This is a genomic window from Nocardia sp. CDC519, assembly GCF_059509835.1.
Genome location: NZ_CM183377.1, coordinates 4332861 through 4359021 on the forward strand (window position 1 = coordinate 4332861; position 26161 = coordinate 4359021).

The window sequence follows — 26161 nt, forward strand, 5'->3', positions numbered from 1 at the left end:
CCGAACGGCGTCGGCGCGGCCGCCGTGCGCCGCCGCGCCATCGCATGGGCGAGACTGTCGGCATGAGTCTCGCCGCATATCTGGAGCACATCGGCCGGCCGATGGTCGAGGAACAACTGGCGCACCCGACGGTCGCGGGAATCGCACGGGGCGATCTGCCGGATCCGGTGTTCCGGTCCTGGCTGGAGCAGGACTACCTCTACCTGCTCGACTACGTTCGCGTGTTCAGCCGCCTCGCCTGGCAGGCGCCCGCGGCGCATCTGGGCGATCTGGTCGATCTCGCCCATTCGACCTACCACGAAGAACTCGCACTGCACCGATCCCTGGCCGCGGAGTTCGGCGCCGACCTCGACGGCGCGGTCAAAGGCGAGCCCTGCGCCGCGTATACAACGTTCTTGCTGGACGCCGCCGCCTCCTACGGCGAAGGCCTGGCCGCGCTCTACCCGTGCATGTGGGGCTATTCCACGCTCGGCGCCATCCTCGCGCAGAACCCGCCCGCCGAGCCACGCTATCGCCGTTGGGTGGAGACCTACGCCGATCCCGAATTCGCGGCCCTCACCCGCCGCTGTGCCCGCATGCTCGACGAGACCGGCGTCGACCGATCCGCAGCCGAACACTTCTTCCGCGAGGGCATGCGTCACGAGCTGGCGTTCTGGGACGTCCCGGTCTGAGAGCGGAGCGGTAAGGAGCCTTGGCAGATCCGGCCGGGGCAATTTTTGAAAATGCGGCGTTTCGCTTCGCTCAGGCCGCTAATCTCCCTCACACTCCCGCGGGCGCCTGCCCACAACCGGGAGCGTCGAGCCCCGCTCGACTGCACGATGAGGAGAACACATGCACAAGCACCCCACCAGGACCGACGTCAACACCGGTAGCGCGGCCGGCGGCAACGCCGACGGCGGAGTCCTGGCCTTGCTGATGGGGCTGATCCAGTCCATGTCCACCGGCAGCGGCGCCAGCAGCGGAATCGGCTGACAGACAACGACAAGGGCCGGTTACCGCACCGCGGCAACCGGCCCTTCGGGTCGAATCAGGCGCCCAGCAGGTGCTTGGCCAGATAGCCCTCGACCTGGTCGAGCGCGATCCGCTCCTGCGCCATCGAGTCGCGCTCACGGATCGTCACGGCCTGGTCGTCGAGGGTGTCGAAATCGACGGTGATGCAGAACGGGGTGCCGATCTCGTCCTGACGACGGTAGCGCCGCCCGATCGCACCGGCATCGTCGAACTCGACGTTCCAGTACTTACGCAGCTGCGCGGCAAGATCTTTCGCCTTGGGCGTCAGGTCGGCGTTACGCGAGAGCGGCAGCACCGCGGCCTTCACCGGCGAGAGCCTGCGGTCCAGCCGCAGCACCGTGCGGGTATCCACCCCGCCCTTGGCGTTGGGCGCCTCGTCCTCGGCGTAGGCGTCGACCAGGAACGCCATCAGCGAACGGGTCAGACCGGCCGCGGGCTCGATGACGTAGGGGATGTAGCGCTCCTTGGTGTTCTGATCGAAGTAGACCAGATCCGTGCCGGAGTGCTCGGAGTGCGTCTTCAGGTCGTAATCGGTGCGGTTGGCGATGCCCTCGAGCTCGCCCCACTCGCCGCCCTGGAAGCGGAAGCGGTACTCGATATCGGTGGTGCCCGCCGAGTAGTGCGACAGCTTTTCCTTCGGGTGTTCGAACAGCCGCAGGTTGTCCGGGTCGATTCCGAGATCGGTGTACCAGGAGAAGCGGGTGTCGATCCAGTACTTGTGCCATTCGGCGTCTTCACCCGGCTTGACGAAGAACTCCATCTCCATCTGCTCGAACTCGCGGGTGCGGAAGATGAAGTTGCCGGGGGTGATCTCGTTGCGGAAGCTCTTGCCGATCTGGGCGATACCGAACGGCGGCTTCTTACGCGCGGTGGTCATCACGTTGGCGAAGTTGACGAAGATGCCCTGCGCGGTCTCCGGGCGCAGGTAGTGCAGGCCCTCTTCGTCGTCGACCGGGCCGAGGAAGGTCTTGAGCAGGCCGGAGAAATTGCGCGGCTCGGTCCACTTGCCGGGCTGGCCGGTCTCGGGGTCGTTGATGTCGGCGAGGCCGTTGGCCGGCGGGTGGCCGTGCTTTTCCTCGTACGCCTCGAGCAGATGGTCGGCCCGGTAGCGCTTGTGCGTGTGCAGCGATTCGACCAGCGGGTCGGTGAAGGTGGCGACGTGGCCGGAGGCTTCCCAGACCTGACGCGGCAGGATCACCGAGGAGTCGAGGCCGACGACGTCCTCGCGGCTGGTGACCATGGAACGCCACCATTGCTTCTTGATGTTCTCTTTCAGCTCGACGCCGAGCGGACCGTAATCCCAGGCCGACTTGGTGCCTCCGTAGATCTCACCGCACGGGTACACCAGACCCCGGCGCTTGGCGAGGTTGGCAACGGTGTCCACCTTCGACTTGGGTGCCACGCGAGAATTCTCCATCCAGTACGAGTCGGAATCGGGCGGCCGGATCGGGCCCACGCGGCGGATCCGCCTACATTGGATCTGCCGACTGGCTACAGCCTATCGACCCGCCACAACCGGGTTTGCACCACCACGGCATGCCTATTTGACATGCGCAACTATGCATATCAAAATGGGATCGCTTTCCAATAAGGAGATGGTTCCATGACTGCCGACGCGGCCACCGCTCACCCGCACAACCCGTATCGGTCCCCCGCTCCCGCGCCGGTCCCCACCCGGACCATCCTGGAGGATGCCGGAGAGCTGCTGCGCGCACTCGCCGCCCCCGTTCGCATCGCGATCGTGCTACAACTGCGGGAGTCGCCGCGTTGCGTGCACGAGTTGGTCGACGCGCTCGGCGTCACACAGCCGCTGGTCAGCCAGCACCTGCGCATTCTCAAGTCGGCAGGTGTGGTGCACGGCGAACGTTCGGGACGCGAGGTGCTCTACGAACTCGTCGACGACCATCTGGCCCATATCGTCGTCGATGCCGTCGCGCACGTGGAGGAAGGTTGATCGTGTCGGACAAGTTGGTCGTTTCGCAGAAGCCGGTGGGTATCCGCAGTACCCGCCAGCGCAGCGCGATCGCCGCGCTTCTGGGCGATATCGAGGAATTCCGCTCGGCCCAGGAGTTGCACGACGAACTGCGCCGTCGCGGCGAAGGCATCGGCCTGACCACGGTCTACCGCACGCTGCAGTCCCTGGCCGACGCGGGCATGGTGGATGTGCTGCGCACCGACTCCGGCGAATCCATCTACCGGCAGTGCTCGACCGGCCATCACCATCACCTGGTGTGCCGCCGCTGCGGCCGCACCATCGAGGTCGAGGGCCCCACGGTCGAGGCGTGGGCCGAATCGATCGCCGACAAGCACGGTTTCACCGAGATCAGCCACACCCTGGAGATCTTCGGCACCTGCCGATCCTGCGCGGACGAATCGCGCGGCTGAGAATTCCGGCCGACCCTTCGTGATCCAAGACGAGGCCGTCACCGGATGGTCCGGTGACGGCCTCTGACGTGAGTCCCGCTCAGCCCGCCATCGCCGGAACCGGCGCGGAGGCCTGCGCATCGGTGCCACGCCGTTCGCGGACCGCACCGATCCCCAGCAGCCCCACGGCCGCACCGGCCCACACCAGCAGCACCACCAGCGGGCCGGTGGCGCCGGCGCCATCGAAGAAGGCCACCGACCGCAGCAGCGAGGCGGCCGCACCCGGCGGCAACAGCTGGCCGATCGCACCCCACGGCTGCGGCAGCAGCTCGGGCGCCGAGGTCGCGGCGGAGAACGGGTTACCGATCAGCAGCATGGTCAGCGCGGCGATGCCGATGCCCGCGCGGCCGATCACCGTGGCGAGTCCGGCGACGGTGCCGGCCACCGCGAACGACACCAGCCCGGCCACCGCGGACAAGACGAGGTAGTTGCCAGGGATCAGCGACAGCCAGCCCTGCACGATCACCATGCTCAGCAGTCCGCCCGCCACCGCGAAGCTCAGCAGCCCGGCCAGCCGGCCCATCGCCGAGGGCACCAGCAGCGTCAGCAGTACGCCCGCGGCGATGCCCGACATCACCAGCGGCAGCGCCATGGCGCCGAAGCCGACGCCGCGCGGATCATCCGGATCGGCCACGACCAGATCTTCGACCGCGGCCGCCGGAGCACCCGACATCTGCTGGGCGATCTGGGTCAGCTGCTGGGCGACGGCCGGGCTGGCACCGGAGGCGATGAGCACCCGCGGCGCTCCCCCGCCGGTGACGATCGCGCCGTAGACATCGCGGTCGGTGATCGCGGCGCGCGCGGCGTTCTCATCGGCGGTCGTGGTGATGTCGAAGGCGTCGGGATCGTGCGCGGCCAGCCGGTCGGCGACCATCGCCGCCTGCGGGCCCGTCACCGCTACCGGTAGATCCCTCGGCGCCATATTCGCGGCGGGCCACGCGAAGGCGATCAACATCAGCGCTTGGATCAGGGCCGCGCCTGCACCGATGGCCACGGCCCGCTGGGTGACGTTCATGACGTTCTCCTGTAAATCGGAGGTTCGTTCTTTTAGATGGTTCTACGGTCGCAGCACCGCCCGAAGTTGTCAAGAACGGATATTCGTTTTACTTTTGAGGCATGCCTCGAGTCAGCGAAGAACACCTGGAACGCCGCAGGCAGCAGATCATCGCCGCCGCGCAGCGCTGCTTCTCCCGCAAGGGCTTCTACAACACCTCCATGCAGGATGTCTTCGCCGAATCCGGGCTCTCCGCCGGCGCGGTCTACCGCTACTTCAAGAGCAAGGACGAGCTGGTGGCGGCCCTGGCCTCGAATGCGACCGTCGACGTGCGGGCGTTGATGTCCGAGGTGGTGCACCGCGACCCGCTGCCGGTCCCCGCCGAGGTGGCCGAGCATCTACTCGACTGGCTCATGCCACAGACAGGCCCAGAAGGCAGGCTGCGGCTCGCCCCGCAGGCGTGGTCACTGGCGCTGGTCGATCCGGAGGCCGCCGTCTACGTGCGCGGGGCGATGGGCGGAATCCGGGATATGTGGGCGGAGTACATCGGCCGCATGGTCGAGGCCGGTTGGCTACCCGAGGACACCGACATCGAGGCGACCGCCGTCGCGCTGTTCGGCATCCTGCCCGGATTCCTGTTGCAACAGTTGATCATCGGCGATTTCGACCCGAAGGCAGCCGTGCGAGGCGTGGCGACGCTACTGCCGTTCGGCCCCCAGCCACGCTGAACTCGATGCAGGGCAGCAGGCCCGGTTCGGGCCAGCCGGCTCGGCTCAGGGCAGTAGCCCCTGCCGCGCCTGCCCCGCACCCGAGAGCACCAGCAGCAGCATGGTGGCCAGCGCGTGATCGTCGAGGCCTGCGGCGGGAAAGGTGTAGCGCAGCACGATATCGGCGAGCTTGCCGTGCCCGATCACCACGATCGAACCGAACTGCAAGGTGCTGTTGCGTTCGGCGACGCGCTTGTGCAGCTGCGGTTTGAGCGGCCGGTCCCAGGCCAGCACGCAGGTCAGCGTCAGCACATCCAGGCCGGTGGTGAGGTTCACCGCGCCCAGCGAGCACAGCGCGCCCTCGTAGTCGAATCGCAACGATCCGTCGTTGTCGACCCGCACATCGATGTCGTACATCGACAGGCAGGCGCCGGCCCGTGCCTGCAACTCCAGGTCGGGCTCGAGTGCGGAATCCATATCCCCTCCGGTCATTTGGTACCACCGAAGCGGCGATCGCGCTTGGCGTACTCCAGGCAGGCTTCCCACAGGTTGCGCCGGTCGAAATCGGGGAACAGCGTGTCCTGGTAGACGAATTCGGCGTACGCGGACTGCCAGAGCAGGAAGTTCGAACTGCGGAACTCGCCCGACGGACGCAAGAACAGATCCACATCGGGCATATCCGGTTCATCGAGGTAACGAGCGACCGTCGCCTCGTCGACCCGCTCCGGGTCGATCTCCCCCGCCGCCACCCGGCGCGCGATCTCCCGTGCGGCATCGGCGATTTCGGCGCGACCACCGTAGTTGACGCACATGGTGAGCGTCATCACGGTGTTGTCCTTGGTCAGCTCCTGCGCGGTCTCCAGCTCCTTGATCACGCTGCGCCACAGCCGCGGCCTGCGCCCGGCCCAGCGCACCCGGACACCCATCTCGTGCATCTCGTCGCGACGGCGGCGGATGACGTCACGGTTGAAGCCCATCAGGAACCGCACCTCGTCGGGGCTGCGCCGCCAGTTCTCGGTGGAGAACGCGTAGGCCGACAGCCACTTGACACCGATCTCGATACAGCCCTCGACGGTGTCCATGAGCACCGCCTCGCCGCGTTCGTGGCCGGCCGTGCGCGGCAGCCCACGTTCCTGCGCCCAGCGGCCGTTACCGTCCATGACCAGCGCGACGTGGTTGGGCACCAGCTCCGGCGGCAGCTGCGGCGGACGCGCACCGGACGGATGCGGCGACGGCGGGCGAACGGTGCGGGTCGCCCCCGGCCGGTCGGCGTTGCCCGAACCGGCGGAGGGGTCTCGGCGGAGGATCACGGCTCTATCCTGCCCGATGCCCGGATCGCGGTGTCATCGCGTTCGGCGTCTGCCTGAGGGGCGCCGCTACCTCGGCGGTCGCGGCAACCACCGCCGGGCTCGAAGCCGTCGGGCCGAGCCGGGTGAACCGTCCGGGCGCTGCCTTTCCGCCGCGGATCAGGGACCTCCCGAGCCGAGCTGCCGCCGCTCGGGCCGGGGAGAACGACGGCGGTGGCCTCAGCCGACCCGGTCTCCAGAGGCGGCGAATGCGGCACCACTCGTCGGGCGGGACCGCTCGATCAGCGGCAGCGTCCGCAACTGTCGTTCCAGATGCCATTGCAGGTGCGCGGCGATCAGGCCGCTGGCCTGGCGGCGAGTGGCATCGGGGACGGTGTCGACGAAGTCCCATTCGCCGCGGTGCAGGGCGACCATCAGGTCCAGCGCCCCGGGGCCGGGCGTCGCGGCGCCGGGCGGACGGCAGTGCACGCACACCGCGCCGCCCGCCGCCACATGGAAGGCGCGGTGCGGGCCGGGAGTCGCGCATCGGGCGCATTCGTCCAGTGCGGGCGCCCATCCGGCGAAACCCATGGCGCGCAACAGGAAAGCGTCGAGGACCAGTTCGTGCGGGCGCTGCCCGGCGGCGATCGCACGTAGCGCACCCGCGGTGAGAATGTGCAGGCGGGCCGCGGGGGCACGTTCCTCGCCGGCCAGCCGTTCGGCGGTTTCCAGGACCGCGCAGGCGGTGGTGTAGCGGCCGTAATCATCGATGATGCCCGCCGCGTTGGCCTCCACCGTGTGCACCTGGGTGATGGTGTCGAGGTTGCGGCCCGGATGCAGCTGCACGTCGATGTAGGCGAACGGTTCCAGCCGGGCACCGAAGCGCGATTTCGTGCGCCGCACCCCCTTGGCGACCGCACGGACCAGACCGTTCTGCCTGGTCAGCAATGTGACGATGCGATCGGCCTCGCCCAGCTTGTGCTGGCGGAGCACGACGGCATGGTCACGGTACAAACGCACGTGCTCAGTCTTTCACGAATGGGTGACAGGCGGTGTCAGGCATGCGGGTCGCGCCGGGCCGGACGATCGGGGCAACGGTGCGGCCACTGTGTCATCCGGTACGAAGGATGCCTGCGACCAGCAGCATCAGCGATTGCTGGGCCTCGGTCCGCGCGGCGTCCGGATCCTCGGCGTGCGCGACGATCAGACCCGACTCGGCCACCGCGCTCAGGATCAGCTGCGCCAGCACCCGCACCGGGACCTCGGGAATCAGGCCGGCGGCCCGCGCCCGCTCGAGCTGGTCGATGATCACTCCGAGACCGTGTTTGCTCTCGAATTCCCGCCATGCCTGCCAGCCGAGCACCGCGGGAGCGTCGGAGAGGGCGATGCGCGCCATGGCCGGACGGCGGCAGATCTCCAGGAACGTGCCCAGGCCGGTGGCCATGGCCATCAGCAGATCGTCCGGGTCGACCGCCGCGATCGCCCGCGTGATCTCGGCCGTCGCGTCGGTTTCCAGCTGCTCGAGCACCGCGAGGAACAGCCCGCGCTTGTCACCGTAGTGATGATGCAGCGCCCCGCGCGTCACTCCCGCGGCGTTCACCAGTTCCTCCGCCGACGTGCCCGCGAACCCCCGCTCGGTGAACAGCCGCAGTCCGGCCTCCTCCAGAGCCATCCTGGTGGCCCTGGACCGATCCTCCTGACTGCGTCGCGGCATGCTGCCGAGTGAACTCCAGATCAACCGCGATCGGCAACTCGCCCGCGATCGGATGGAACCGAAACCTGATTCGCCACGTCTATGTCTGTGTCGATAGGTTCTTGGCCGAAAACGAGACGGGAGGGCGCCGGGGTGGGAATCGAGATTCCCGAGGCGTTGCAGTGGGCCGCGAAGTATGTCGTGGGGGCCGGTGATTGGCCCGAGGGCGATGAGACCGCGATGCGGCGCATGGCCGACGCCTACAACAGCGCCGCCACCACCCTCGATGATCTCGGTGACGATGCTCAACGCCAGGTCAACCAACTGCTGTCCGCGCTGGACGGGCAGACCGCGGACGCGATCGAGGCGTTCTGGAAAAAACTCGGCAATGACAATGGCGCCCTCGCCGCCCTGACCGGGCTGTTGGAAGACCAGGCCGACCTGGTCGATGACGGCGCCAACGACATCGAACACACCAAACTGATGATCATCGCTCAACTGGTGATCTTCGCCGTCGAAATGGCCGCAGCGCTGGCCGCCATGGCCACCGGTGTCGGCGCCCCCGCCGGAGCCGCCGCCGGCGCCGCCGCCCGCGTCGCCACCCAAGCCGCGATCCGGCTCACCATGCGGCAACTGCTGCAACGCATCCTGACCCGCGTGGTCAAAGAAGCCGCCCTCGGCGCCCTCGAAGAAGGCGGACTCGACCTCGGTATCCGCCTGATCCAAGCCGCCAAAGGCGACCGCGAACTGTCCCGCGACGACTTCACCGCCGTCTGGCAATCCGCCGCCGGCGGCGCGATCGGCGGCGCGATCTCCGGCGGGCTGGGCCGCGAGGGCGGGCTCACCAACGGCGTCGGCGAAACCGCCGGCGAAGGCCTCGCCAACACCGTCGGCAACCGCGCCAAACAATTCGCCACCGACTACACCACCGAAGTCGCCTCCGACATCGGCTCCCAAGCCGCCATGGCCGCCATCACCGGCGAAGAATTCGAACTATCCGCCGACACCTTCACCAGCGCCGCCGCCGGCGCCGCCCAGAATCAGTTCGACCGCGGCGGAAACGACGGTGGCGACCGTGGCAGCAACGACGGCGATCGCGGCGGCAACCAGAACCCGGCCAACAATGCGGGCAATCACGGCGGGAACAACCCCAGCGGCAATAACAACCCCGAGGGCGAGAACTCCCCAGCCAACACTGGCGACCAGCCCGGCCAAACCTCGCCAGCCAACGCAAATACCAACGACGGCAACGGCAACGAGTCCGCCAACACCCAACCGGCATCCACCGGCGACCCCAACAACACCGGCGCCGACGACCCGAGCCAACAAACCTTACCCACGACCCCCGCGGGCAACGACAACAGCCAGCCAACGCCCGACGAAGGCAACGATCCACCCGCTCGGGAACAAACGCAGCCCACCAACAGCGACGCCAGCAGCGGGCACAACGACGGCACGCGGGCCGCAGAAAGCGGCAACGGGGACAACAACTCCAACAACAACCTGAACGACGGCGCACGCGATCCCGACAACAGCACCGACCCGGGCGCCAACACCCCACCCCCGAACGATCCACCCACCCACTCCTCTTCCACCGGAGCTGACGACGGCGACGGCGACGGCAGTGGAAACGAGCGCCCGAACGAGCCCGGCAACAACCAGCCGGACACCAACGCACCCACGAACCAGAACCCGGGCTCCCTGGACCGCCCCAGCCAGGACTCCCCACTGTCCCAGCAGGCCCAGGCGACCAACTCCCTCGACCTCCCCGCCCAGGACGTTCCGTCGTCCCAGGCCTCCCAGTCGCCGGCCCCGCTCGATCTTCCCGATCAGCACAACGCCCCCGGCACAGACAACACCCAGCCCCCGAGCTCCCTCGATCTCCCGGAGCAGCAGCCTTCCTCTGCTGCCCACGGAACCACCCCGCTCGATCTCCCGAACCAGGAGGACCCGCCGTCGGCACAGCCGGGCCAGGAACCGTCGCTCGATCTGCCCGCCCAGAGCGACAACCCGGCCGGCTCATCGACCGCCCCGCTGGATCTCCCTGCACAGGATCCCTCCCCGGGCAGCCCTAACCCCTCCTCCCAGGACAGCACCTTGACCGGCCAGACCAGCAACGCTGCGTCCTCCGGTCTGCCTTCGGCACCGAGCGCCACCAGCGCCTCCCAGTCGACAGCGCCGAACACCACGCCCCCGGCGGCGCACAACCCCAACCATGCCGAACCTGGTGACGCACAAACCGACACTTCGGACCCTACGGACACTTCCACCACAGCGGCGGCGGCCACAGCCACCGCCCCACCTCCCACGGCGTTCACCGCTTCGCCGTCGGCAACGGACTCACCCCGCGCAACCACACCCGCGGACCCGACGACCGGCCCCGCGCAATCCGCCCAGCCCATCCCTCAGGGCCGAACCCAGCGTCCGACGCAGTCCAATCCGTCGACGCATCGCCCGGACACGACACCCTCCGGAAACCCCGCCGACCCCCGCGACAACACCACGCCCACCGCGCCGAACCCGACAGCGACTACCCCAGGCAATCACGCCTCGCCCAGCCACAGCGGTCCTACCGCACCATCCGATCCATCGCCGAGCCGCTCTCGCCCCGCCACCACCCCCACCCAGTCGCCCCCACCGGCACACACGACCTCGCCGACGCGCCCGGTTGCTCCCCACCCTCCCGAAGCTCCCTCGACGAACCGAGAGACCAATGGCACTTCTGGTGTACTACAACAGGATCAGGGACGATCCGACCGAGGTGGAGTACCGGTTCGGAGCGACGAGGGACAACCTCAACCAAACCCTGACAATCGACAAGACGACCGAAACCCCCCGCCCGCCCCAACCGGAGGACGCGATCTTCCGGACCACAGCAGGCCGAATCATCCACCGAGCCCGCCGCGAGAAGGAGTGGCCCCCACACGGGATGATCGCGTCGTAGGCACCTCCCCAGCCCATTCCCCCTCCTCCCCCGACAACACCCGCACCCCGGCGACTACCCCACCCCTCTACGCCCACCAAGACCCCGACTTCCACCGCCGCAGGTCCCAACTGCCGGAGTGGTGGCCACGCAACAATCCGACGACGCCGTCGACAACACCGGTTCACAACTTGGGACCGACGCACAACACTGCACCGGCACACAACCCGGCACCGGCGCCGACACCGCCCCTGACCAATCCGATGCCACCGCGCGGCGATGAACACATCACCCGAGCACCGGAATCCAATCCGAATCCCCGTCCGGCTGGCCACGCGCCGATACGGCCGAACCCCGCCAGGCCATCGGCACCCCCACCGCGCAGCCCCGCGCGTCCGCATACGAATCCGGCGGCGCACTCCACCCCACCCCGATCCCCGAGCCCAGCCCCGCGGCCGACACCACCCGCCGCAGCCCACGCCCCAATTCCCGTAAACCCCGCTGGCACACGACCGCCGAGTGTTACACCGCCGCCGCGCCCGAGCCGGTGGAAGCGATGGTTCGGCGGTTGGAGAAATTCCGCAACGCCTTCTCCGAGCCACAGCCCTGCGGTGGCCTGGTCACATCCCACCCCGCCCGCGCGCCGCTTCAGCTCGGATGCTGAGGGACACTGGTATGGCGAGCAGGTCCTCGGACGAACCCGCGACGGGATGCCTGCGCCGGAATTCCGCGAGTTGTACCAATACACGGTTAATTCTTGGATCAATAATTTCCTGCGGCACCCGAATCCCTGGCAATGGCTGAACGATTTGCACCGAGACCAGCACTACTTCCAGAATCTGTCCGCACTGACCGATCCGAACAATCCACCGTCCAACGACCAGCTCCATGCCCTGGCGAATCGTCATGATTTGCAACCGGAACAGCGGAGGATTATTGAATCCATCCTGGCGTCTCCAAGCCCGAGCCGGCGGGCGAAAGAGATATGGGATAATTCCAAAGCGATCAGGCAGATGACTCACGACTTCGGTCGACCCATCACACCCGACCTTTTGAATGCACATTGTGCGGGACTCGACCGCGCGCTGACTCGGCCGCTACCCGAGCGCGTGGAGGTAGTACGCGGACTACGAGACATCAGTTTCATGACGATCGATAACCTCGGCACCGAACTGGGTAGCGGCGATGCTCGCCTCCTCATCGGGACCAGACAAACGGAGACCGGATTCATGTCGTCCAGTCTCGGAGCTAGACCTCCCGCTCACTTCGATGGCCCTATCCGCATGGAACTCGATGTCCCGGCCGGCACACACGCCGGATGGATGGGCGCGCGAAGTCGGTACCCCGATCAGCGGGAGTTGATTCTGCAACGCGGCATCCAGTATGAGATCACCGAGGTCATCGAGAACCCATCCGGCGATCGATACACGGGAGTGCGCTACTTGATCAGGGCACGGGTGATACCACCAGGGCAGTAGCGTTACCGATCGGACGACGTCGACACTCACTCAGAATCCGGTTAGGAGCATCGAATGGGCGACCACCACCAAGACCCCACACCCTTTCCACCTTCTCCACAATTCTCGAACTCATACGCGGGATGGACCCGGCAGCCAGTCGTCTATGTCCCTATCCTCCGGAGAGGTACATTGATCGGATACCTGTGGGCGGGTAAGGGAGTCGACGCCGCAGGCCATATGCGGAAAATTTCCGCCGATCCCGACAATTTCACTTGCGAGACGTTCTGGGAAGCGCGCCTGAACGAAAACTGCCGGAACAGACTCACCGCTGAACAGGCAATACAGCACTGGGTAGGGCATCCCGAAGATCCGCGATGCGGCGGCGTACCCGCGGGCACAACAGTCCTGCAGGCGAGTTCCATGCAGACCCTCTGGGGTCAGCTTAATCCTGAGGGACCACCCTTGGGAGAAGGCCCATTGATTCAGGACAACCTATTTCCTGACGGTACTTCAACAGGTCCGGACAGAATTTGGAGTGCACCACATGTCGCCAACCCTCCTACCTATGCAGGCGAGACATCGACACCCGTTCACTTTCTCGAGGTAACCAAGAACGGGGAGGTCGTAGGGTTCTTGTGGGCGTCTCCGACTGAGCAGGCAGCGGACTATCTACCCCTCCGGTACGCCGGTCTGGAAGGCATCAATGGGCGCGGTCTGTGGCTCGCCCGACTCAGCGACTGCTTCGCAGCAGGCCGCCACCCCGTCGACGCCATCCGCTACTGCCGCAGATTCCCCTACGACGAATACTCCGGCTGGATCGAACCAGACGCACCCGAAGGCGTCGCACCGTCGCTGGCTGAACTTCGTGAGGCTGCCAATGAATGAGCCATGTGCTCAACATCCACAGGTACAGCTGAAGGTGTGATGCAACCCTGGAACGAAGTCAGCTACGAGAGCTGGACCCGGAAACCAGTACGGTATCTACCCGTCACCTGCGGGGGCCGATTGATCGGCTACCTTTGGGCCGCCATCGGAAGCAATGCTGCCGGTTACGAGTGCTGCCTCGCCGCCGATTCCGACAATCTGACATGCCTCAGCTTCTGGTTCGACCGGTTGTCGAAGAGCTACCGACAAGGGCTCGACCCATTGGTCGCGATACGACAGTGGATCGGTGCGCCTGAGCACCCGCGGTGCCGCGGCATCGCGGCATCGGCCGTCGAGCGGAAGACACCCTCACTACAACACATGTGGGCGGAGCTCAATCCAGACGCGGAACCGATAGGCGACGGACCATTGATACAAGACGGCGAATTGCCCAGCGGCACACCGGTAGACCGTTCAAAGGGGTGGAGCATACCCGCCATGGCGACCCCACCGACCTATGCGAAACGAGCAACGTCGTCTGTCCAATATCTGCCGGTGATCAAGGACGGCGCCCTCATTGCCTACCTCTGGGCGTCGCCGACCGAGAACGCCGCCGACTACCTGCCGGTCGCCGGCGCCGGTCAACAGGCACGAGCTGGTGCAGGCCTCTGGCACCTACGCCTGTCCGACTTCTACGCCGCCGGACCCCCCACTGGACGCACTCCGCCAATGCCGCAACTACCCACCCGACTTCCTCTCCGGCGAAATCCCCAACGACGCCCGCGAACTCATCGCGCCGACGCTCGATGACCTGAAGGCCCTCGCGAACAGATGAATCGGAACGGCAAGAATCGGCAATGAACTCAGGACCCCAAATCACCTACGGGCCCGACGATCGTCAAGACGGCCCGCCGTTTCCACATTCTCCACATTTCGAGAATGCTTACGCGGCATGGACTCGGCGGCCGATCATCTATCTCCCTATTCTCCGGAGAGGGACATTGATGGGCCACCTGTGGGCGGGCATTGGCGTCGAGGCCGCTGGCTACATGCGCAAAATATCCGCCGACCCCGACAATCTCACCTGTGCATCGTTCTGGGAAAAGCGTCTCATCGAGAACTACCGGAACAAGCTCAGGGCCGAGCAGGCAATTCAACATTGGATCGGATGGCCGGAAGATCCGCGATGCGGTGGAATTCCAGCGGATGCCGTTGTAAAGCGATCCAACAGCAAGCAAGAACTATGGGACCAGCTCAATCCGGAAGGCCCGCCCATCGGCGAAGGACCGTGGGTTCAGGACGGCGAATTCCCTAGCGGCACACCAGTCGACCGATCCAAAGGATGGAGCACGCCATACATCGCGAACCCTCCCACATACGCTGGGGAGACATCTACGCCTGTTCACTTCATTCCGGTCACCAAGAATGGCGAAGTCGTCGCCTTCCTCTGGGCATCGACGACTGAACGGGCCGCCGGATACCTGCCGCTTCGATACGCCGGAAATCAGGGCATCGTCGGCCGCGGACGCTGGGTCATCCGGCTCAGCGAGTGCTACGCCGCAGGCCGCCACCCCGTCGACGCCATCCGCTACTGCCGCAGATTCCCACGACGAGTACTCCGGCTGGATCGAACCGGACGCGCCGGAAGGGGTGGCTCCCTCACTCGGAGAGCTGCGGAAGGTCGCCGAGGAATACTGACCGGCGTGTTCGGCCGTATCGAATACGCCGGCTCCCGGGCGCGGCACCATCATGCCCGGCCATGAGGGATCAGCACCGGACCAGCCGGCCGAACCAGCGACCTACTGATCGGTGACGGATTCAATCGATCAGTGCTGAGCAGCGACCTCCGGCGCGATCCCCAACCTCCACGCCAGCCCCCGCAGATTTCGCCCGCCGGCGTCACGCCGCGCAGTGCGTAGATGGTCGGCGACAGCTTCGCGGACGAAGACGTCGGCGCGAACCCGCTGCGGCGCAAGCTCTTCGGCCCTGAGCAACGTCGCCAACCCTTGCTCACGAGTCTTCGGTTCCGACAGCAGCGCGCGCCCGATTTCGCCGTAGTACTCGGCGCGGCGGACGGTGCTCGGTATGGCATCGACGTGGACATCTTTCGACTGTTCGGCGACCCGGGCGCCTTCGCCGAACTCCAGGCCGATCGTCGCACGCCAGATACCGACGTTCGCTCGGCCGAACCACATTCGGCCGAAGGTGCCGACCTCGTCGTCCATCCGGGCAGCGACTTCGCTCGCCTCGTCGAGATGGGTGTATGCGGTGTCTCGGTCTGCCTGAACCGCTGCCGCAAGGGCGGCAGACAAATGCAGCATTCCGTAGGCCTGGATCACGTTGTGGTCGTCGAGATCGCCGGTCAACCGGTCGGCCATATTGACTGCCCGGCGGTACTGCTCGGGCCGTGCGAGCGCACCGGTCGCATCGCCGCGCAGCCAGGTCGCGAATCCACACCAGGCCGGGGATTCCAAGAGTTCGGCGCACTGCTGTGCCGCCTTCGCGGCCAGCAGTGGCAGACCACGGCCGCCGGTACGCTTCGTCACCCACATGGCGGAGCTGTAGCTGGTGATCATTCCCCGCAGGACATCTTCGCGCGGAGCCGTGCCACGGCAATAGGTGATGTGCAACTCCGCCAATAGCTTTGGCACCAACGCTGCTTGTTGCGCGTAGTCACCTGCCTGAATCAGATCGTGCAGACGATCCAAGTCGGCAGCCACCAACGGCCAATCACGTGCGACTCCGCCTGGATCGTCACCGATTTCGTAGGCATCGAGCGCGGATTCGACCGCCATCAGCCCGGCATAGGCATCCGAGCCGCGCCCGTCCCCGCTCTCCCACGGCCGCCCCGTGAATTCCGACGGCGCTACCCGCAAAGCCCGCGCCAGCGCCTCCAGCGTCCCCCGATTCGACAGCGCCTGTTCCCCGCGTTCGAGCCGCCCGAGGTACCCGAAGCTGATCCCGGCCAGACCTGCCGTGACCTCGAGGCTCAAACCCCGCCAGACGCGGATTTCCCGCAACCTGCGGCCGACTTCATTGGGTGGCATCTCGTTCACGACCGTACTCCCTCCGGACGGCGACTACCTGCGACGATACGCGCCGGATCGCCCCGCGTCCGGGGAGTAGGCATTCGATCACGGCTCCGTGTACAGAATTTCGTTGGGCAGGCGCGGCAGGCCCGCGGCACTGCCGGGAACGATTGTTGCGGTGTCGGGGTGGTGGTGGCGCCGCCAGTCGCGCAGGAATTCCGCCGCGGCGGCGGGGCGGGCGGCGAAATCCATGCGGATGCCGTGCAGATGCACGGACAGGTGCACATCGGGTGGCTCGGCATCGGACGGCACGATGAGCATTCCGCTTCCTCCTTGCGCAAATCGGTCGCGGCGCCCGCCGCAGGGGAACTCACGTCACCAGCGGCAGCTCACTGTCGTCCGGTGTGCCGTGGAGGGATCCGGCATCGACCCCGCGGCGGGGCCGAATCGAAGCTAGGAGCAGCCTCGGATGGGGTTTGTCTTGAAAGGACAACGTGGCCGGAAGCAGTCCCCGGGTCCTGAATTCGGCCGATTGCTCGGTAGCGCGATGGATCCCAACAAACCCGACGGAACCAGATGCGGTGCCCAGATTTCCAGGTAGGTAGATTCTGGTCCGGTATCGGGTGGAGGGAACTGGGGTGGATATGCAGAACTGGGACAACGGGCGGGGTGGTCCGGAAGGCGCGCGCGGAGATGGGGCCCGGCCGGAACCGGCGGTCCGATGGCTGCCGGAGGATCGGTTCGAGGAGTTCGCGAACGGGCTCGCCATCGGGGTTTCGCATCGTCCGGTGTGGCGGCTCGAGCAGGTGCTCGGGCGGAAGTTTCAGCGGCGCGATGATTCTCGGCAGGCGTTTCTGCTGCTGCGGTTGCGGTCGGGGGCAGAGGTCGGGTTGGTCGCGTCGTATTGGCCGCAGTCCGAAGGCATTGCCATTCTCGTTCCGAGCGGTGAGCGGGGTGCGGCGCAGGTGCTGGGTGAGCTGATCGAATGCACCGATCTCGAGCAGCGGCAGGTGACGCCCCTGTTGGCGCGGGTGGACGAGCACGGGCGGTACCGCACCACTCCCATCCAACCGGAGTTCGTCGGTGAACATCTGCCGGGGAATCGGCGCTGGAACGGGACTCACGTCAGCTACCTCGACGAGCAGGAGCGTCAGCCGTACCGGCTGCACGTCCGGGACGGCCGCCTCTACGACAGCCGCGGTCAACTCTTCGACACCGCGGCCGCGCGCACCCTGTGGACCCCGCAGGGTGGGCGGGCGATCTTCGTCATGGACGCCGACGGCACCATCTACTCGTCCGCGCACCACATCCTCGGACGCTTCCACCACTCCAGCTTCCTGGCCGGCGCACCGTGCGCCGGGGCCGGTGAGCTGGCCGCGTCATTCGGCGTCATCCGGGTGATCTCCGATCACAGCACCCATTACCGGCCGCCGCGCCACATCACCGCGCAGGTGGTCGACAGCCTGCGGCGGCAGGGGGTTGCGGTCGACGATCAGCAGGTGGAATACCACTGGTAGCTGCCGGGGTACGCGTCCTCACCGCACCACATGCTCGCGGAGGAACGCGAGGATGTGCCCGGTCAAGGCTTCCGGCTGGTCCTCGGGAAGGAACGTGTAGGCATCGTCGACGAGCCGCAATGTCGCATTCGGAAGTTCGCGGGCCATGCGTTCGGCGAGCGGCACCGGGAACAGCTTGTCCTCGCGCGCCCAGACCAGCAGAACCGGAAGGCGCACGGACGGGAATCTGCTCGCGGCTTCCAGGGTGTGGCGCGAGGTGGCGGATTTCAAGAACCGGCGGACGTCGGCGCGAACTGCCTTCGATGTGCGGCTCGGAAGCAGATAGGAGTCGACGATGTCGGCGGCAACGGGATGTTTGGCCACCCAGCCGAAAGCGATCGGCAGCCGGTGCAGGGCGCGGATCCGCAGGAGTTCGGTGGCGGCGCGGATCGAACCGGGCAGATGGGCAAGGGTGGCGAGCAGGGTGAACGGCTGCGGCAGGAACTTGTCGTAGCAATCGACGGAGGCCAGCACCACGCGGCCGATGCGCTCGGGGTGGCGGGTCATCAGGATCTGGGTGATGGCGCCGCCGGTGTCGTTGGCGACGATGGTGACGTCGGTGAGGTCGAGGCGGTCCAGGAACGAGGCGATGACGGCCGCCACGCCCGTCGGCGTGAGGTCGGCGCCGGGCAACGCGATGGTGTGCGAACCGAGCGGCCAATCCGGGGTCAGGCAGCGGTGACCGGCCGCGGCGACCGCGGGCACGACCTTGCGCCACAGATCGGCGTTGACCAGCAGACCGTGCACGAAGACGACGGGCGGCCCGTCGCCCGTCTCGTGGTAGCGAATGCGCCCGGCGGGCAGATCGATGTCGTGGACCGGGCCGAGCGAAGGGCTGATTCCCATGATTTCTCCCCTGGTGTACGGATACCGCCACTGTTACATACATGCCGTATGTATGTCCACGGCTCGAAGCAATTAGCTCCCGCAAGCAATCTGGACGACTGACCAGATCCGCGCTACCGTGCACAACAGAGGAACGAGGAGACGGAGCTCACATGGCGGTGCCGGACGACACGATCAACCGCGCGGGCTCGCCTGTGCGCGACCTCGGCTTAGCCGAGCTGGCCGAGGCCATCGCGAATACGACGATCAGCTCGGTGACTGCCACCACCGAGGCGCTCGACCGCATCGAAGCCGCCCAGCCCTCGCTCAACGCGTTCCGGATCGTGCGCCGTCAGCGGGCCTTGGCCGAGGCCGCGGCGGCGGACCGGCGGATCGCGGCCGGTGAGCGGTTGCCGCTGCTCGGCGTGCCGATCGCGATCAAGGACGACACCGATATCGCGGGCGAACCGACGGCATTCGGCGTCAGGGGTGATTTCGAGCCAAAGGAAGTGGACGCCGAGTCGGTGCGCCGGCTGCGGGCCGCGGGCGCGGTGATCGTCGGCAAGACCAATACCTGCGAGTACGGCCAACTGCCCTTCACCAGCGGCGCCGCGTTCGGACACACCCGCAATCCGTGGGGCCGGCCGTATACGCCGGGCGGATCCTCGGGCGGGTCGGCGGCCGCGGTGGCGGCCGGGCTGGTTCCGGCCGCGCTGGGCTCCGATGGTGCGGGCTCGGTGCGTATCCCGGCCGCGTGGACGAACCTGGTCGGCATCAAACCGCAGCGCGGCCGGATCTCCACCTGGCCGCTCCCGGAGGCGTTCAACGGACTCACCGTGAACGGCCCGCTGGCGCGCACGGTCGGAGACGCGGCACTGCTGCTCGACGCGGCGGCAGGCCCGCACCCGGGCGATCTGCACACACCGCGGCCGCTCACCCTCACTGACGCGGTGGGCCGCGATCCGGGGCGGCTGCGCATCGCACTGTCGCTGAACATCCCGTTCACCGCGACCAGAACCGCACTGCATCCCGAGGTCGAGGCGGGCGTGCACCGGATCGCGAAAACCCTGCGCGGACTGGGCCATTCGGTCACCGTGCGCAACCTGCACTACGGACTACTGATGGGTGCGTCGTTCCTTCCGCGCTCGATGGCCGGTATCCGCGCGGTACACGATCGGATGCCCGGCGCCCGGGTCGATCCACGGACCATGGCCAATGTGCGCACTGGGATGCTGCTGAGCGGGCCCGCGTTGTTCGCGGCCAGGCAAGCGGAGGCCTTGCTGCACCGGCGGATCGGCGGATTCTTCGACGAATTCGATGTGGTGCTGGCCCCGACCACGGCCACTCCCCCGCCCCGGGCCGAAGAGATCGACGGCATCGGCGTGATCGCCACCAACAACCTCATCACCGCGGCCTGCCCGTACACCTGGCCGTGGAATGTGCTCGGCTGGCCGAGTGTCAACGTGCCCGCCGGGTTCACCGGCTCCGGGCTGCCGGTCGGAGCACAGTTGATGGGTACCGCCGACACCGAACCGATGCTGGTGTCGCTTGCCGCGCAACTGGAGTCGGAACTGCACTGGGAGCGGCATCGTCCCGAGCCCTGGTGGTGAACGGTTCATCGCGGTTGCCAGGCCTCGACCGGACTGTGCGTTCCGGCCGGGCACCCATCCGGTCCGCGGCCGGAGATATCGCCGATCGGGGTGCCGAAAATGAGCAGGCACTGCGGCGCCACCTCGTCACTGCTGAGATCCTCGGCCAGCAGCACGCCGATGGTGGCGTCCTCGGCGACCCGGGAATCGGTCAGGCGCAGTACACCAGTGATGCCGGTGTAGTCGGCGCCGCGTAGCTCGAGCGCGATGGCGGTGCGACTCAGGACGATCTTGCCCGAGGATTGCTCCGGCCGGGCCCGGTTGGCCCGCACCGCTTGCAGGAACGCGCCGGCCACGTCGTAGGACAGTCCGGTCCGGTCGCCCGGCCAGGGCGTGCGATACAGGTCCAGATCCTCGATCAGCTCCGCGAGGGAGGCGCAGAGGTCTTGGAATTCGAGCCCGACGCGCTCCTCTCCGAGCACTCCGCGCCCTCGGACGCAGCCTGGGCCGGCGAGCATCACCGGAACGCCCTTGGCCACATAGCGAATGGAGAGCCCGGCCGGGATCGCCTGCCTGCCCACCGGATCGGCGATGAACCGGGTGACCGCGTCGTTGCCGAGAATCGGGGGCGATTCGGTGGCGTGACACTCCCGAGTGACGGCGTTGACGAACGCACCGAAGTCGTTGTTGCGCCCGGCGAAGAACAGTAGTTCGCCCTCGTCGGGTTCGCTGCGCGCGCACGGCGGCGGGAAGCCGTAGAGCTCCTGCTGCCGCGACCAGCTGAAGGTGGCGGCGGGAATGCCGCGGGCGCGCAACTCCTCGAGCGCATCGGCCACCAGGGTGTGGACGTAGATGTCGTCGGGATTGTCCGGGTGGAACACGGTGACCTTGTCGTAGCGGGGCCGACCCGCGCGCGGCGTGCCTTCCGGAAACCTGGCTCCGGCCACGTAGTCGGCGACGAGCCTGGCTTGCACCCGGTTGCTCGGCGCCGCTTGGAAATATGTGGGCGATACCTCGTCCAGCCCGTCCGCCGACAGCGTGGTGGCGAATGTGGGCACGCCGAGATCACCCAGCCGCGCGATGGCGCGCCGCGTCTCGGCGTTGCTGCGGTCGAGCCCGATGACGCCCAGCACGTCGGAATCCTCGCGGATCAGCGCGCTGAGCAGGTTGTCCACCACCCAGGGTGCCTGCCGCATCCCGGATCCGCCGTTGGCGATGATGATGCGCAGCAGTGGCTCGGCCTCGCTGCTCTGCGCGTTCGCATTGCGTTGGCGCAGCACCAGCCCGGCCAGTTCTTCCACCTGGGCATGCGGATAACGCATGTTGCGGTCCGCGTAGGTGAGGCCGGCGAAGTAGACGAGCGCCACCACCGGGCGCTTCGGGTTGCCGCGCCGGATGCGGTCGGCGATCGCGTTCTGCCGGAACACCTCTCGCTGCATCTCCGATAGTTCGGGGTCGTCGGCGAAGACCTGGCGGGCGTTGTCGCTGTAGCCGACGCATTCGCCGTCGCGCACCGCCACACCGACCCCGGACCAGAACGGCCAGGCAGTACAGCCGACCGCCGCGCGCGGGTGCACGTACACCGCGGCCGCGGCCACCAACGCGACCACGGGGACCAGGGCGAATGCCGCCACCACCGAGCGGCGGGCCGCCCAGGGCGGGGCGGGCGGCCGAGCGAGATGATTCTCGCCCAGTCCAGCGGCGTCGTCATCGACGCCCCGGTCCGGCATCCGCAGCGGGAGATACCAGGCGGTGGCCTCACGGTTGCGGCGCCGGACTTCGATCGTGTCGCGCCAGCGTCGCAACGGGTCACGAGCCGGACCGGCGGTGCGGCCGAGATCGGCGAGGCTCGCGGGTTCCTCGTCCGACGGCGCCCGGTCGACCGAGGCGACCACCACGAGCGGGTCGAATCTGCCGGTCTCGTTGCGGATGTCGTTGATCCAACGCAGCAGATCCGCGCCTTGACCATGGGCGACACCATCGAGCAGCGCCACCGGATACGCGGTGCGCCGCCAGCTCGACGGCCGCAGCAACCTGCGGCGATAGGCATCACCGAGATCCGACAAGAAGGCGTGCACCAGGAGTTTGGCGATCTGCTCGTGGTTTTCCCGTTCGCGGCCTTGTTCGGTGAGGCGGAGCGCGAAACCCAAGAAGCTGTCGGACAGTTCCGGCGCCAGATAACGCTGACGCATGAACCACCGCGGCTCCCGCGAGACGCCGGGGACGATGCCGCTGACCCACAACCACAGCCGAACGATCGGCACGATCGCCCAGATCGCCAGCGCGATCCGTTCGATGGTGGCGCCGAGCGCGCCGAAGGGCGGCGGATCGCTTTCCGGATCGCGACGGCTGATCCGCAGCAGCCGGGGCAACCTGCCACGCAATTCGGCCGCGTCGATCGGAGCGCCCGCGGCACGCTGGCGGGTGAGCCAGTCCGCGGCGTGGTAGCGCGGAAATTCGATGGGGCCCATGGCCGTGTTGTCGGAGATGAACCGGCGGCTCAGCGCTTCGAGCACGGGCAGGCAGTTCGCGGCCGATTCCTCACCGTCGAAGCGGGTCGCCGACGCGGTGTCCGGGGTGAGCGCGGGGGCGGGCAGAGCCGCCACGTCGACATAGGCGCGCGGCGCGGCCCGGCGTGGGGAGCGGCCCAGCCATTCATAGGTCTGTTCGAGCAGCGCACCGGATTCGGCGGAGACGAGGCAGACCATCGGCGGCGGCAGCGGACGACGCCGGCGCAGCAGTGTGCGCAGGATCCGTGGCCGCTCGTCGGGCACCATCAGCCCACGCAGCAACCGGAGAAACGCGACGACCTCGTCCTGGTTCGCCATCGACCCTCCCCTGGTCCGGCAGCGCCACGCACGCTCTGCCCGCGGACCTGAACTGTACCGCGCGGCACCGACATCCGATCCGCCCCGAATTCTCGGGACAGGCAGACGAAGCCGCCGCGCCCCAGCCAGGGACTGCGCTCAGACCGGGACCGACGGCCACCAGGTGTCGTACAGCTCTTGTCCGTTCGACCCACCGAGGACCAATATCTGACAGTGCTCGCGACCAGGGCCCGCCAGGTCGAACCCGATCAGCAAGGTTCCCGCGGTACGGCCGTCGCTGACGACATCACCCCAGATCACCCGGCCGCTGCCGGAAACGCGACTCCACGGCTGATCGCCGGTGACGGTCATATCCGAGAACGGCGCCACCGGATTCGGCGAGCGGTTGCCCAGGCAATCCACCGTGAGTCTGCGCACGGGCGCGCCGTTTCCGCTACAGCTCAACCGCGCCACCCGGCCGACCGGCGCGGCCACATCCACCGGCCGCATGTCCTGGTCGACGGCGGTACAGCGCAGTCCCTGATATCCCTGCGCGTCAGGGGTGGCCGGCAGCAACTGCGGGAAGCTGCGCACCACGAAATCATGGCTACCCCACGTTGCCGCGCCGGCAGCCGCCGTGGCGGACGCGCGCACCGTGTTCGTGGACGGGGAAACCGCGGCGGCCGAGGACGTTTCATCGCCCTGCGAACCGACCGCCCAGATCGTGCCCGCGATGACGGCCAGGGCCAGCACCGAACCCAGCGCCGCGGCGACCATGCCGGCTCGGCCGATTCGCCGTCGTCGCTGGGCGGGCACGGTTGCGCCGGGCCGGGCAGGCGGAGCGCCCGATACGTCCACAGCCCCTGCCGTGGACCTCGATCCCGGTTCGAGCAAAGCAGCGAGACCGCCGCCGCCAGCGCACCGCAGGTCGGGAACCGCTGCCCGGGATCTTTCGCCAACGCCCGCGCGACCACCGCGTCGATCGCGGCGGGCAGGGCCGGATTCACCACCGTTGCTCGCGGCGGTGGATCCTGGAGGTGGGCGTGCAGCACCGCGGCGGCGGTCGGCCGGGGGAACGGTTTGGCGCCGGTCAGCAGTTCGAACAGGGTGCAGCCCAGCGCGTAGACGTCGGCGCGCTGATCCACCGGCCGCGCGGCGAGTTGCTCCGGCGCGGCATACGCCAAGGTCGCCACCACCACCCCGGACTCGGTGAGCGCCGTCGCCGATCCGGCCGCCCTCGCGATGCCGAAATCGGTGACGTACACCCGCTCGTCGCCGCCGGGGCGGGCCTCGATGAGCAGGTTCGCCGGTTTGACGTCGCGGTGCAGCATCCCGGCCCGATGGGCGGCATCCAGTCCGCGTGCCGCCTGCGTCACGATCCGCGCGACGCGCGATGGGGCGAGTCCGGCCGGGTGCCGCCGGATGAGTTCGGCCGCATCGGTCCCGTCGACGTACTGCATCGCGATCCACAGCAGATCCTCGGCCATCCCGCGATCGTGCACGGCGATGACGTTGGGATGGTCGAGGCGGGCAGCGAGCTCGGCCTCCCGCACGAACCTGGCGCGGAACTCGTCGTCGGAGCTGTGGTGCGGTGAGAGCACTTTCACCGCCTCCCGGCGCGGCAGCCGTGGATGCCGGGCCAGGTAGACCGTCCCCATCCCGCCGCTGCCGAGCACACCTTCGATGAGGTATCCCGCGAAAACGACGCCGGGAGTGAGTCGTCCGCTCATTCGGCGCTCACCAGCAGGGCGTACTGTGCGGCCACCCGCTGGTGGGTGCTTTCGACCGTGCGCCCCCGGAGGAAGGCCTGGTAGCGGCCGTGGAGGAGTCGGCAGGAGTAGCGGGGCCACTGCGGTCCGGCCGAAAGGTATTGCACGCAGCGGACATCGGGAATGCCCTCCGGCGTGGCGATCGGGCCGTAACCCGGTATCTCGGCCTCGCCGGCGAAGGCGTCGAAATCCCGTCGGGCCGTGGCCGCGTCGGCGAACCGGCCGAGCGAGTCGTTGCCGCCGTTGAAGCCGAGCAACTCCAGCGGCTCCCCGGCCGGTCCGTGCTCGCTGGCGCGCCCGATCCGAAGGTACGCGGCGCGTGGCCCGAAGACCACGCCCTTCGGGATGACCGCACTGTTCCAGCCCGCGGTCTCGACCGTGCTGACCGAGATCGCCGCCGGATACTGCCACTGCCCGGGCTTTTCGGGCACCATACGCGCCAGCATGCCGTCCCGGTCCAGTGGCAGACGCGCGATCTCGTCGCGCGGTGTCGGCTGAAAATCACGCAGCCGCGCCAGCTGTGCGTCGAAGGTGTCGGCGACCAGCGCGACCATGGCGTCTCGGTCGGGCGAGGTGTGCCCGATGAGCAGGCTGATGACGAAGGGCCCGTCTGCCATGGTGGCGGCAAGGGTTGGCACCGCGGGGCGCCAGTGCGCGTGGGCCGACGGGTGCCGGTCGATGTCCACGCCGACGTTGTCCGGGCTCACCGCGGCGTCGATCGCATCGATCTCCTGCGCGGCCTGCCGCGCCGCGTCGGCGTCCGGTAGACGCAGCAGCAGCAGCGTCATCATGCGGCCGGAGCCGACGACCGGAATCGAGCTGACGTCGCGATCGGCCCCGCCGACGACGAAGCCGGCCACCATGCCGTAGCGCTGGAGCACCGCGCGGGCAGGCGCGGCCAGCAGACCGTTGGTCTTCACCGGCGTCGGCAGGGGTGAGGCACGCACCGTGCCGAGCGCGTAACTCAGGTCGGGATCCACCTCGGCCGGGTCGATCACGGCCTCGCCCATCCGCACCGATTCGATCACCCGGCCGTAACGCTCGCTGCCCTCGGCCGGCTCGGCCAGGATATCGACGCCGTGGGTGCCGACGTCGAGCCCGCTGAGATCGGGCTGTTCCGGCTGTGGATGTCCGGCTACCGCACAACCGGTCGTCGCGGTCGCCACGATGACGGCGAGAGCACCAAGCGTGCGGAAGATCGCGGTGCGCAGCATCATTCGTAAT

General features: G+C 67.7%; 22 protein-coding genes and 2 pseudogenes. 10 read left to right on the forward strand and 14 right to left on the reverse strand.

Going from position 1 to position 26161, the window contains the following annotated elements:
• Positions 1-62: 62 nt before the first annotated feature.
• Together AC5W7N_RS19415 and AC5W7N_RS19420 are read left to right on the forward strand one after the other, a co-directional pair.
• On the forward strand, positions 63-671 hold the full coding sequence (locus AC5W7N_RS19415) for a TenA family protein (RefSeq protein WP_194992476.1): 609 nt from the start codon (positions 63-65) through the stop codon (positions 669-671).
• A 160-nt stretch (positions 672-831) separates the two neighbouring features.
• Positions 832-972, forward strand: a complete 141-nt coding sequence (locus AC5W7N_RS19420) for a hypothetical protein (protein WP_163817306.1) — start codon at positions 832-834, stop codon at positions 970-972.
• Positions 973-1027: 55 nt separating this feature from the next.
• Here the strand turns inward: AC5W7N_RS19420 and AC5W7N_RS19425 are convergent, their stop codons facing one another.
• Positions 1028-2428: a glycine--tRNA ligase gene (locus tag AC5W7N_RS19425; RefSeq protein ID WP_175586013.1), complete on the reverse strand. Its 1401-nt coding sequence runs from the start codon at positions 2426-2428 to the stop codon at positions 1028-1030.
• A gap of 186 nt (positions 2429-2614) precedes the next feature.
• Between AC5W7N_RS19425 and AC5W7N_RS19430 the strand changes: the two genes are divergently transcribed.
• Both AC5W7N_RS19430 and AC5W7N_RS19435 read left to right on the forward strand, forming a co-directional pair.
• The gene (locus AC5W7N_RS19430; protein ID WP_163817310.1) at positions 2615-2965 is read left to right on the forward strand and encodes an ArsR/SmtB family transcription factor; all 351 of its coding nucleotides are present in this window, start codon (positions 2615-2617) and stop codon (positions 2963-2965) included.
• A gap of 2 nt (positions 2966-2967) precedes the next feature.
• Entirely contained in the window at positions 2968-3396 is a 429-nt protein-coding gene (locus AC5W7N_RS19435; protein WP_163817312.1) for a Fur family transcriptional regulator, read from the forward strand.
• A gap of 79 nt (positions 3397-3475) precedes the next feature.
• On the opposite strand, the gene AC5W7N_RS19440 is transcribed toward AC5W7N_RS19435, so the two are convergent.
• Positions 3476-4450: a YhgE/Pip domain-containing protein gene (locus AC5W7N_RS19440; protein WP_163817314.1), complete on the reverse strand. Its 975-nt coding sequence runs from the start codon at positions 4448-4450 to the stop codon at positions 3476-3478.
• 101 nt (positions 4451-4551) lie between these two features.
• Between AC5W7N_RS19440 and AC5W7N_RS19445 the strand changes: the two genes are divergently transcribed.
• Positions 4552-5157 (forward strand): TetR/AcrR family transcriptional regulator, encoded by a 606-nt coding sequence (locus AC5W7N_RS19445; RefSeq protein WP_163817316.1) that lies wholly within the window; start codon positions 4552-4554, stop codon positions 5155-5157.
• Between the two features lie 45 nt (positions 5158-5202).
• Here the strand turns inward: AC5W7N_RS19445 and AC5W7N_RS19450 are convergent, their stop codons facing one another.
• The 4 genes from AC5W7N_RS19450 to AC5W7N_RS19465 all read right to left on the reverse strand — a co-directional run bounded on the left by AC5W7N_RS19450 (position 5203) and on the right by AC5W7N_RS19465 (position 8136).
• Positions 5203-5628 (reverse strand): YbjN domain-containing protein, encoded by a 426-nt coding sequence (locus AC5W7N_RS19450; protein WP_036534807.1) that lies wholly within the window; start codon positions 5626-5628, stop codon positions 5203-5205.
• Entirely contained in the window at positions 5625-6446 is an 822-nt protein-coding gene (locus AC5W7N_RS19455; RefSeq protein ID WP_163817334.1) for an isoprenyl transferase, read from the reverse strand. Before AC5W7N_RS19455 ends, AC5W7N_RS19450 begins: the two co-directional genes overlap by 4 nt.
• A gap of 216 nt (positions 6447-6662) precedes the next feature.
• Positions 6663-7442 (reverse strand): DNA repair protein RecO, encoded by a 780-nt coding sequence (gene recO / locus AC5W7N_RS19460; RefSeq protein WP_490725593.1) that lies wholly within the window; start codon positions 7440-7442, stop codon positions 6663-6665.
• 91 nt (positions 7443-7533) lie between these two features.
• A complete protein-coding gene (locus AC5W7N_RS19465; protein ID WP_195021358.1) occupies positions 7534-8136 on the reverse strand; it encodes a TetR/AcrR family transcriptional regulator in 603 nt (200 codons plus the stop codon).
• 132 nt (positions 8137-8268) lie between these two features.
• Here AC5W7N_RS19465 and AC5W7N_RS19470 point away from each other — a divergent pair, with 132 nt between their 5' ends.
• The 3 genes from AC5W7N_RS19470 (at position 8269) to AC5W7N_RS19480 (ending at position 15125) form a co-directional block, all read left to right on the forward strand.
• Positions 8269-12516 (forward strand): WXG100-like domain-containing protein, encoded by a 4248-nt coding sequence (locus tag AC5W7N_RS19470; protein WP_495921950.1) that lies wholly within the window; start codon positions 8269-8271, stop codon positions 12514-12516.
• A 171-nt stretch (positions 12517-12687) separates the two neighbouring features.
• A complete protein-coding gene (locus AC5W7N_RS19475; RefSeq protein WP_163814057.1) occupies positions 12688-13383 on the forward strand; it encodes a hypothetical protein in 696 nt (231 codons plus the stop codon).
• A gap of 836 nt (positions 13384-14219) precedes the next feature.
• Positions 14220-15125 carry a hypothetical protein gene (locus AC5W7N_RS19480; protein ID WP_495921951.1) on the forward strand — a complete coding sequence of 302 codons (906 nt, stop codon included), beginning with the start codon at positions 14220-14222 and terminating at the stop codon, positions 15123-15125.
• A 63-nt stretch (positions 15126-15188) separates the two neighbouring features.
• On the opposite strand, the gene AC5W7N_RS19485 is transcribed toward AC5W7N_RS19480, so the two are convergent.
• The 3 genes and pseudogenes from AC5W7N_RS19485 to AC5W7N_RS19495 all read right to left on the reverse strand — a co-directional run bounded on the left by AC5W7N_RS19485 (position 15189) and on the right by AC5W7N_RS19495 (position 16712).
• Positions 15189-16085: a hypothetical protein gene (locus AC5W7N_RS19485; protein WP_495924262.1), complete on the reverse strand. Its 897-nt coding sequence runs from the start codon at positions 16083-16085 to the stop codon at positions 15189-15191.
• A gap of 189 nt (positions 16086-16274) precedes the next feature.
• Positions 16275-16409 (reverse strand): annotated as a pseudogene (locus tag AC5W7N_RS19490) (helix-turn-helix domain-containing protein); the annotation flags it as partial.
• Positions 16410-16496: 87 nt separating this feature from the next.
• Positions 16497-16712: a hypothetical protein gene (locus tag AC5W7N_RS19495; RefSeq protein WP_163814060.1), complete on the reverse strand. Its 216-nt coding sequence runs from the start codon at positions 16710-16712 to the stop codon at positions 16497-16499.
• Between the two features lie 323 nt (positions 16713-17035).
• Here AC5W7N_RS19495 and AC5W7N_RS19500 point away from each other — a divergent pair, with 323 nt between their 5' ends.
• Complete coding sequence (locus AC5W7N_RS19500) at positions 17036-17908, forward strand: IQM protein middle domain-containing protein (RefSeq protein ID WP_495924154.1); 873 nt, start codon at positions 17036-17038, stop codon at positions 17906-17908.
• 18 nt (positions 17909-17926) lie between these two features.
• Here the strand turns inward: AC5W7N_RS19500 and AC5W7N_RS19505 are convergent, their stop codons facing one another.
• A complete protein-coding gene (locus AC5W7N_RS19505; RefSeq protein WP_495921952.1) occupies positions 17927-18793 on the reverse strand; it encodes an alpha/beta fold hydrolase in 867 nt (288 codons plus the stop codon).
• A 152-nt stretch (positions 18794-18945) separates the two neighbouring features.
• Between AC5W7N_RS19505 and AC5W7N_RS19510 the strand changes: the two genes are divergently transcribed.
• Entirely contained in the window at positions 18946-20382 is a 1437-nt protein-coding gene (locus AC5W7N_RS19510) for an amidase (RefSeq protein WP_195021361.1), read from the forward strand.
• 5 nt (positions 20383-20387) lie between these two features.
• Here the strand turns inward: AC5W7N_RS19510 and AC5W7N_RS19515 are convergent, their stop codons facing one another.
• The 4 genes and pseudogenes from AC5W7N_RS19515 to AC5W7N_RS19530 form a co-directional block, all read right to left on the reverse strand.
• Positions 20388-23189 carry a type 1 periplasmic-binding domain-containing protein gene (locus AC5W7N_RS19515; protein WP_194989772.1) on the reverse strand — a complete coding sequence of 934 codons (2802 nt, stop codon included), beginning with the start codon at positions 23187-23189 and terminating at the stop codon, positions 20388-20390.
• Between the two features lie 138 nt (positions 23190-23327).
• The gene (locus tag AC5W7N_RS19520) at positions 23328-23945 is read right to left on the reverse strand and encodes a hypothetical protein (protein ID WP_495924263.1); all 618 of its coding nucleotides are present in this window, start codon (positions 23943-23945) and stop codon (positions 23328-23330) included.
• Between the two features lie 215 nt (positions 23946-24160).
• Positions 24161-24898: pseudogene (locus AC5W7N_RS19525) on the reverse strand (serine/threonine-protein kinase); the annotation flags it as partial.
• Positions 24895-26154 (reverse strand): DUF7373 family lipoprotein, encoded by a 1260-nt coding sequence (locus AC5W7N_RS19530; RefSeq protein ID WP_194989774.1) that lies wholly within the window; start codon positions 26152-26154, stop codon positions 24895-24897. The pseudogene AC5W7N_RS19525 and the gene AC5W7N_RS19530, both read right to left, overlap by 4 nt.
• Between the last annotated feature and the right edge of the window lie 7 nt (positions 26155-26161).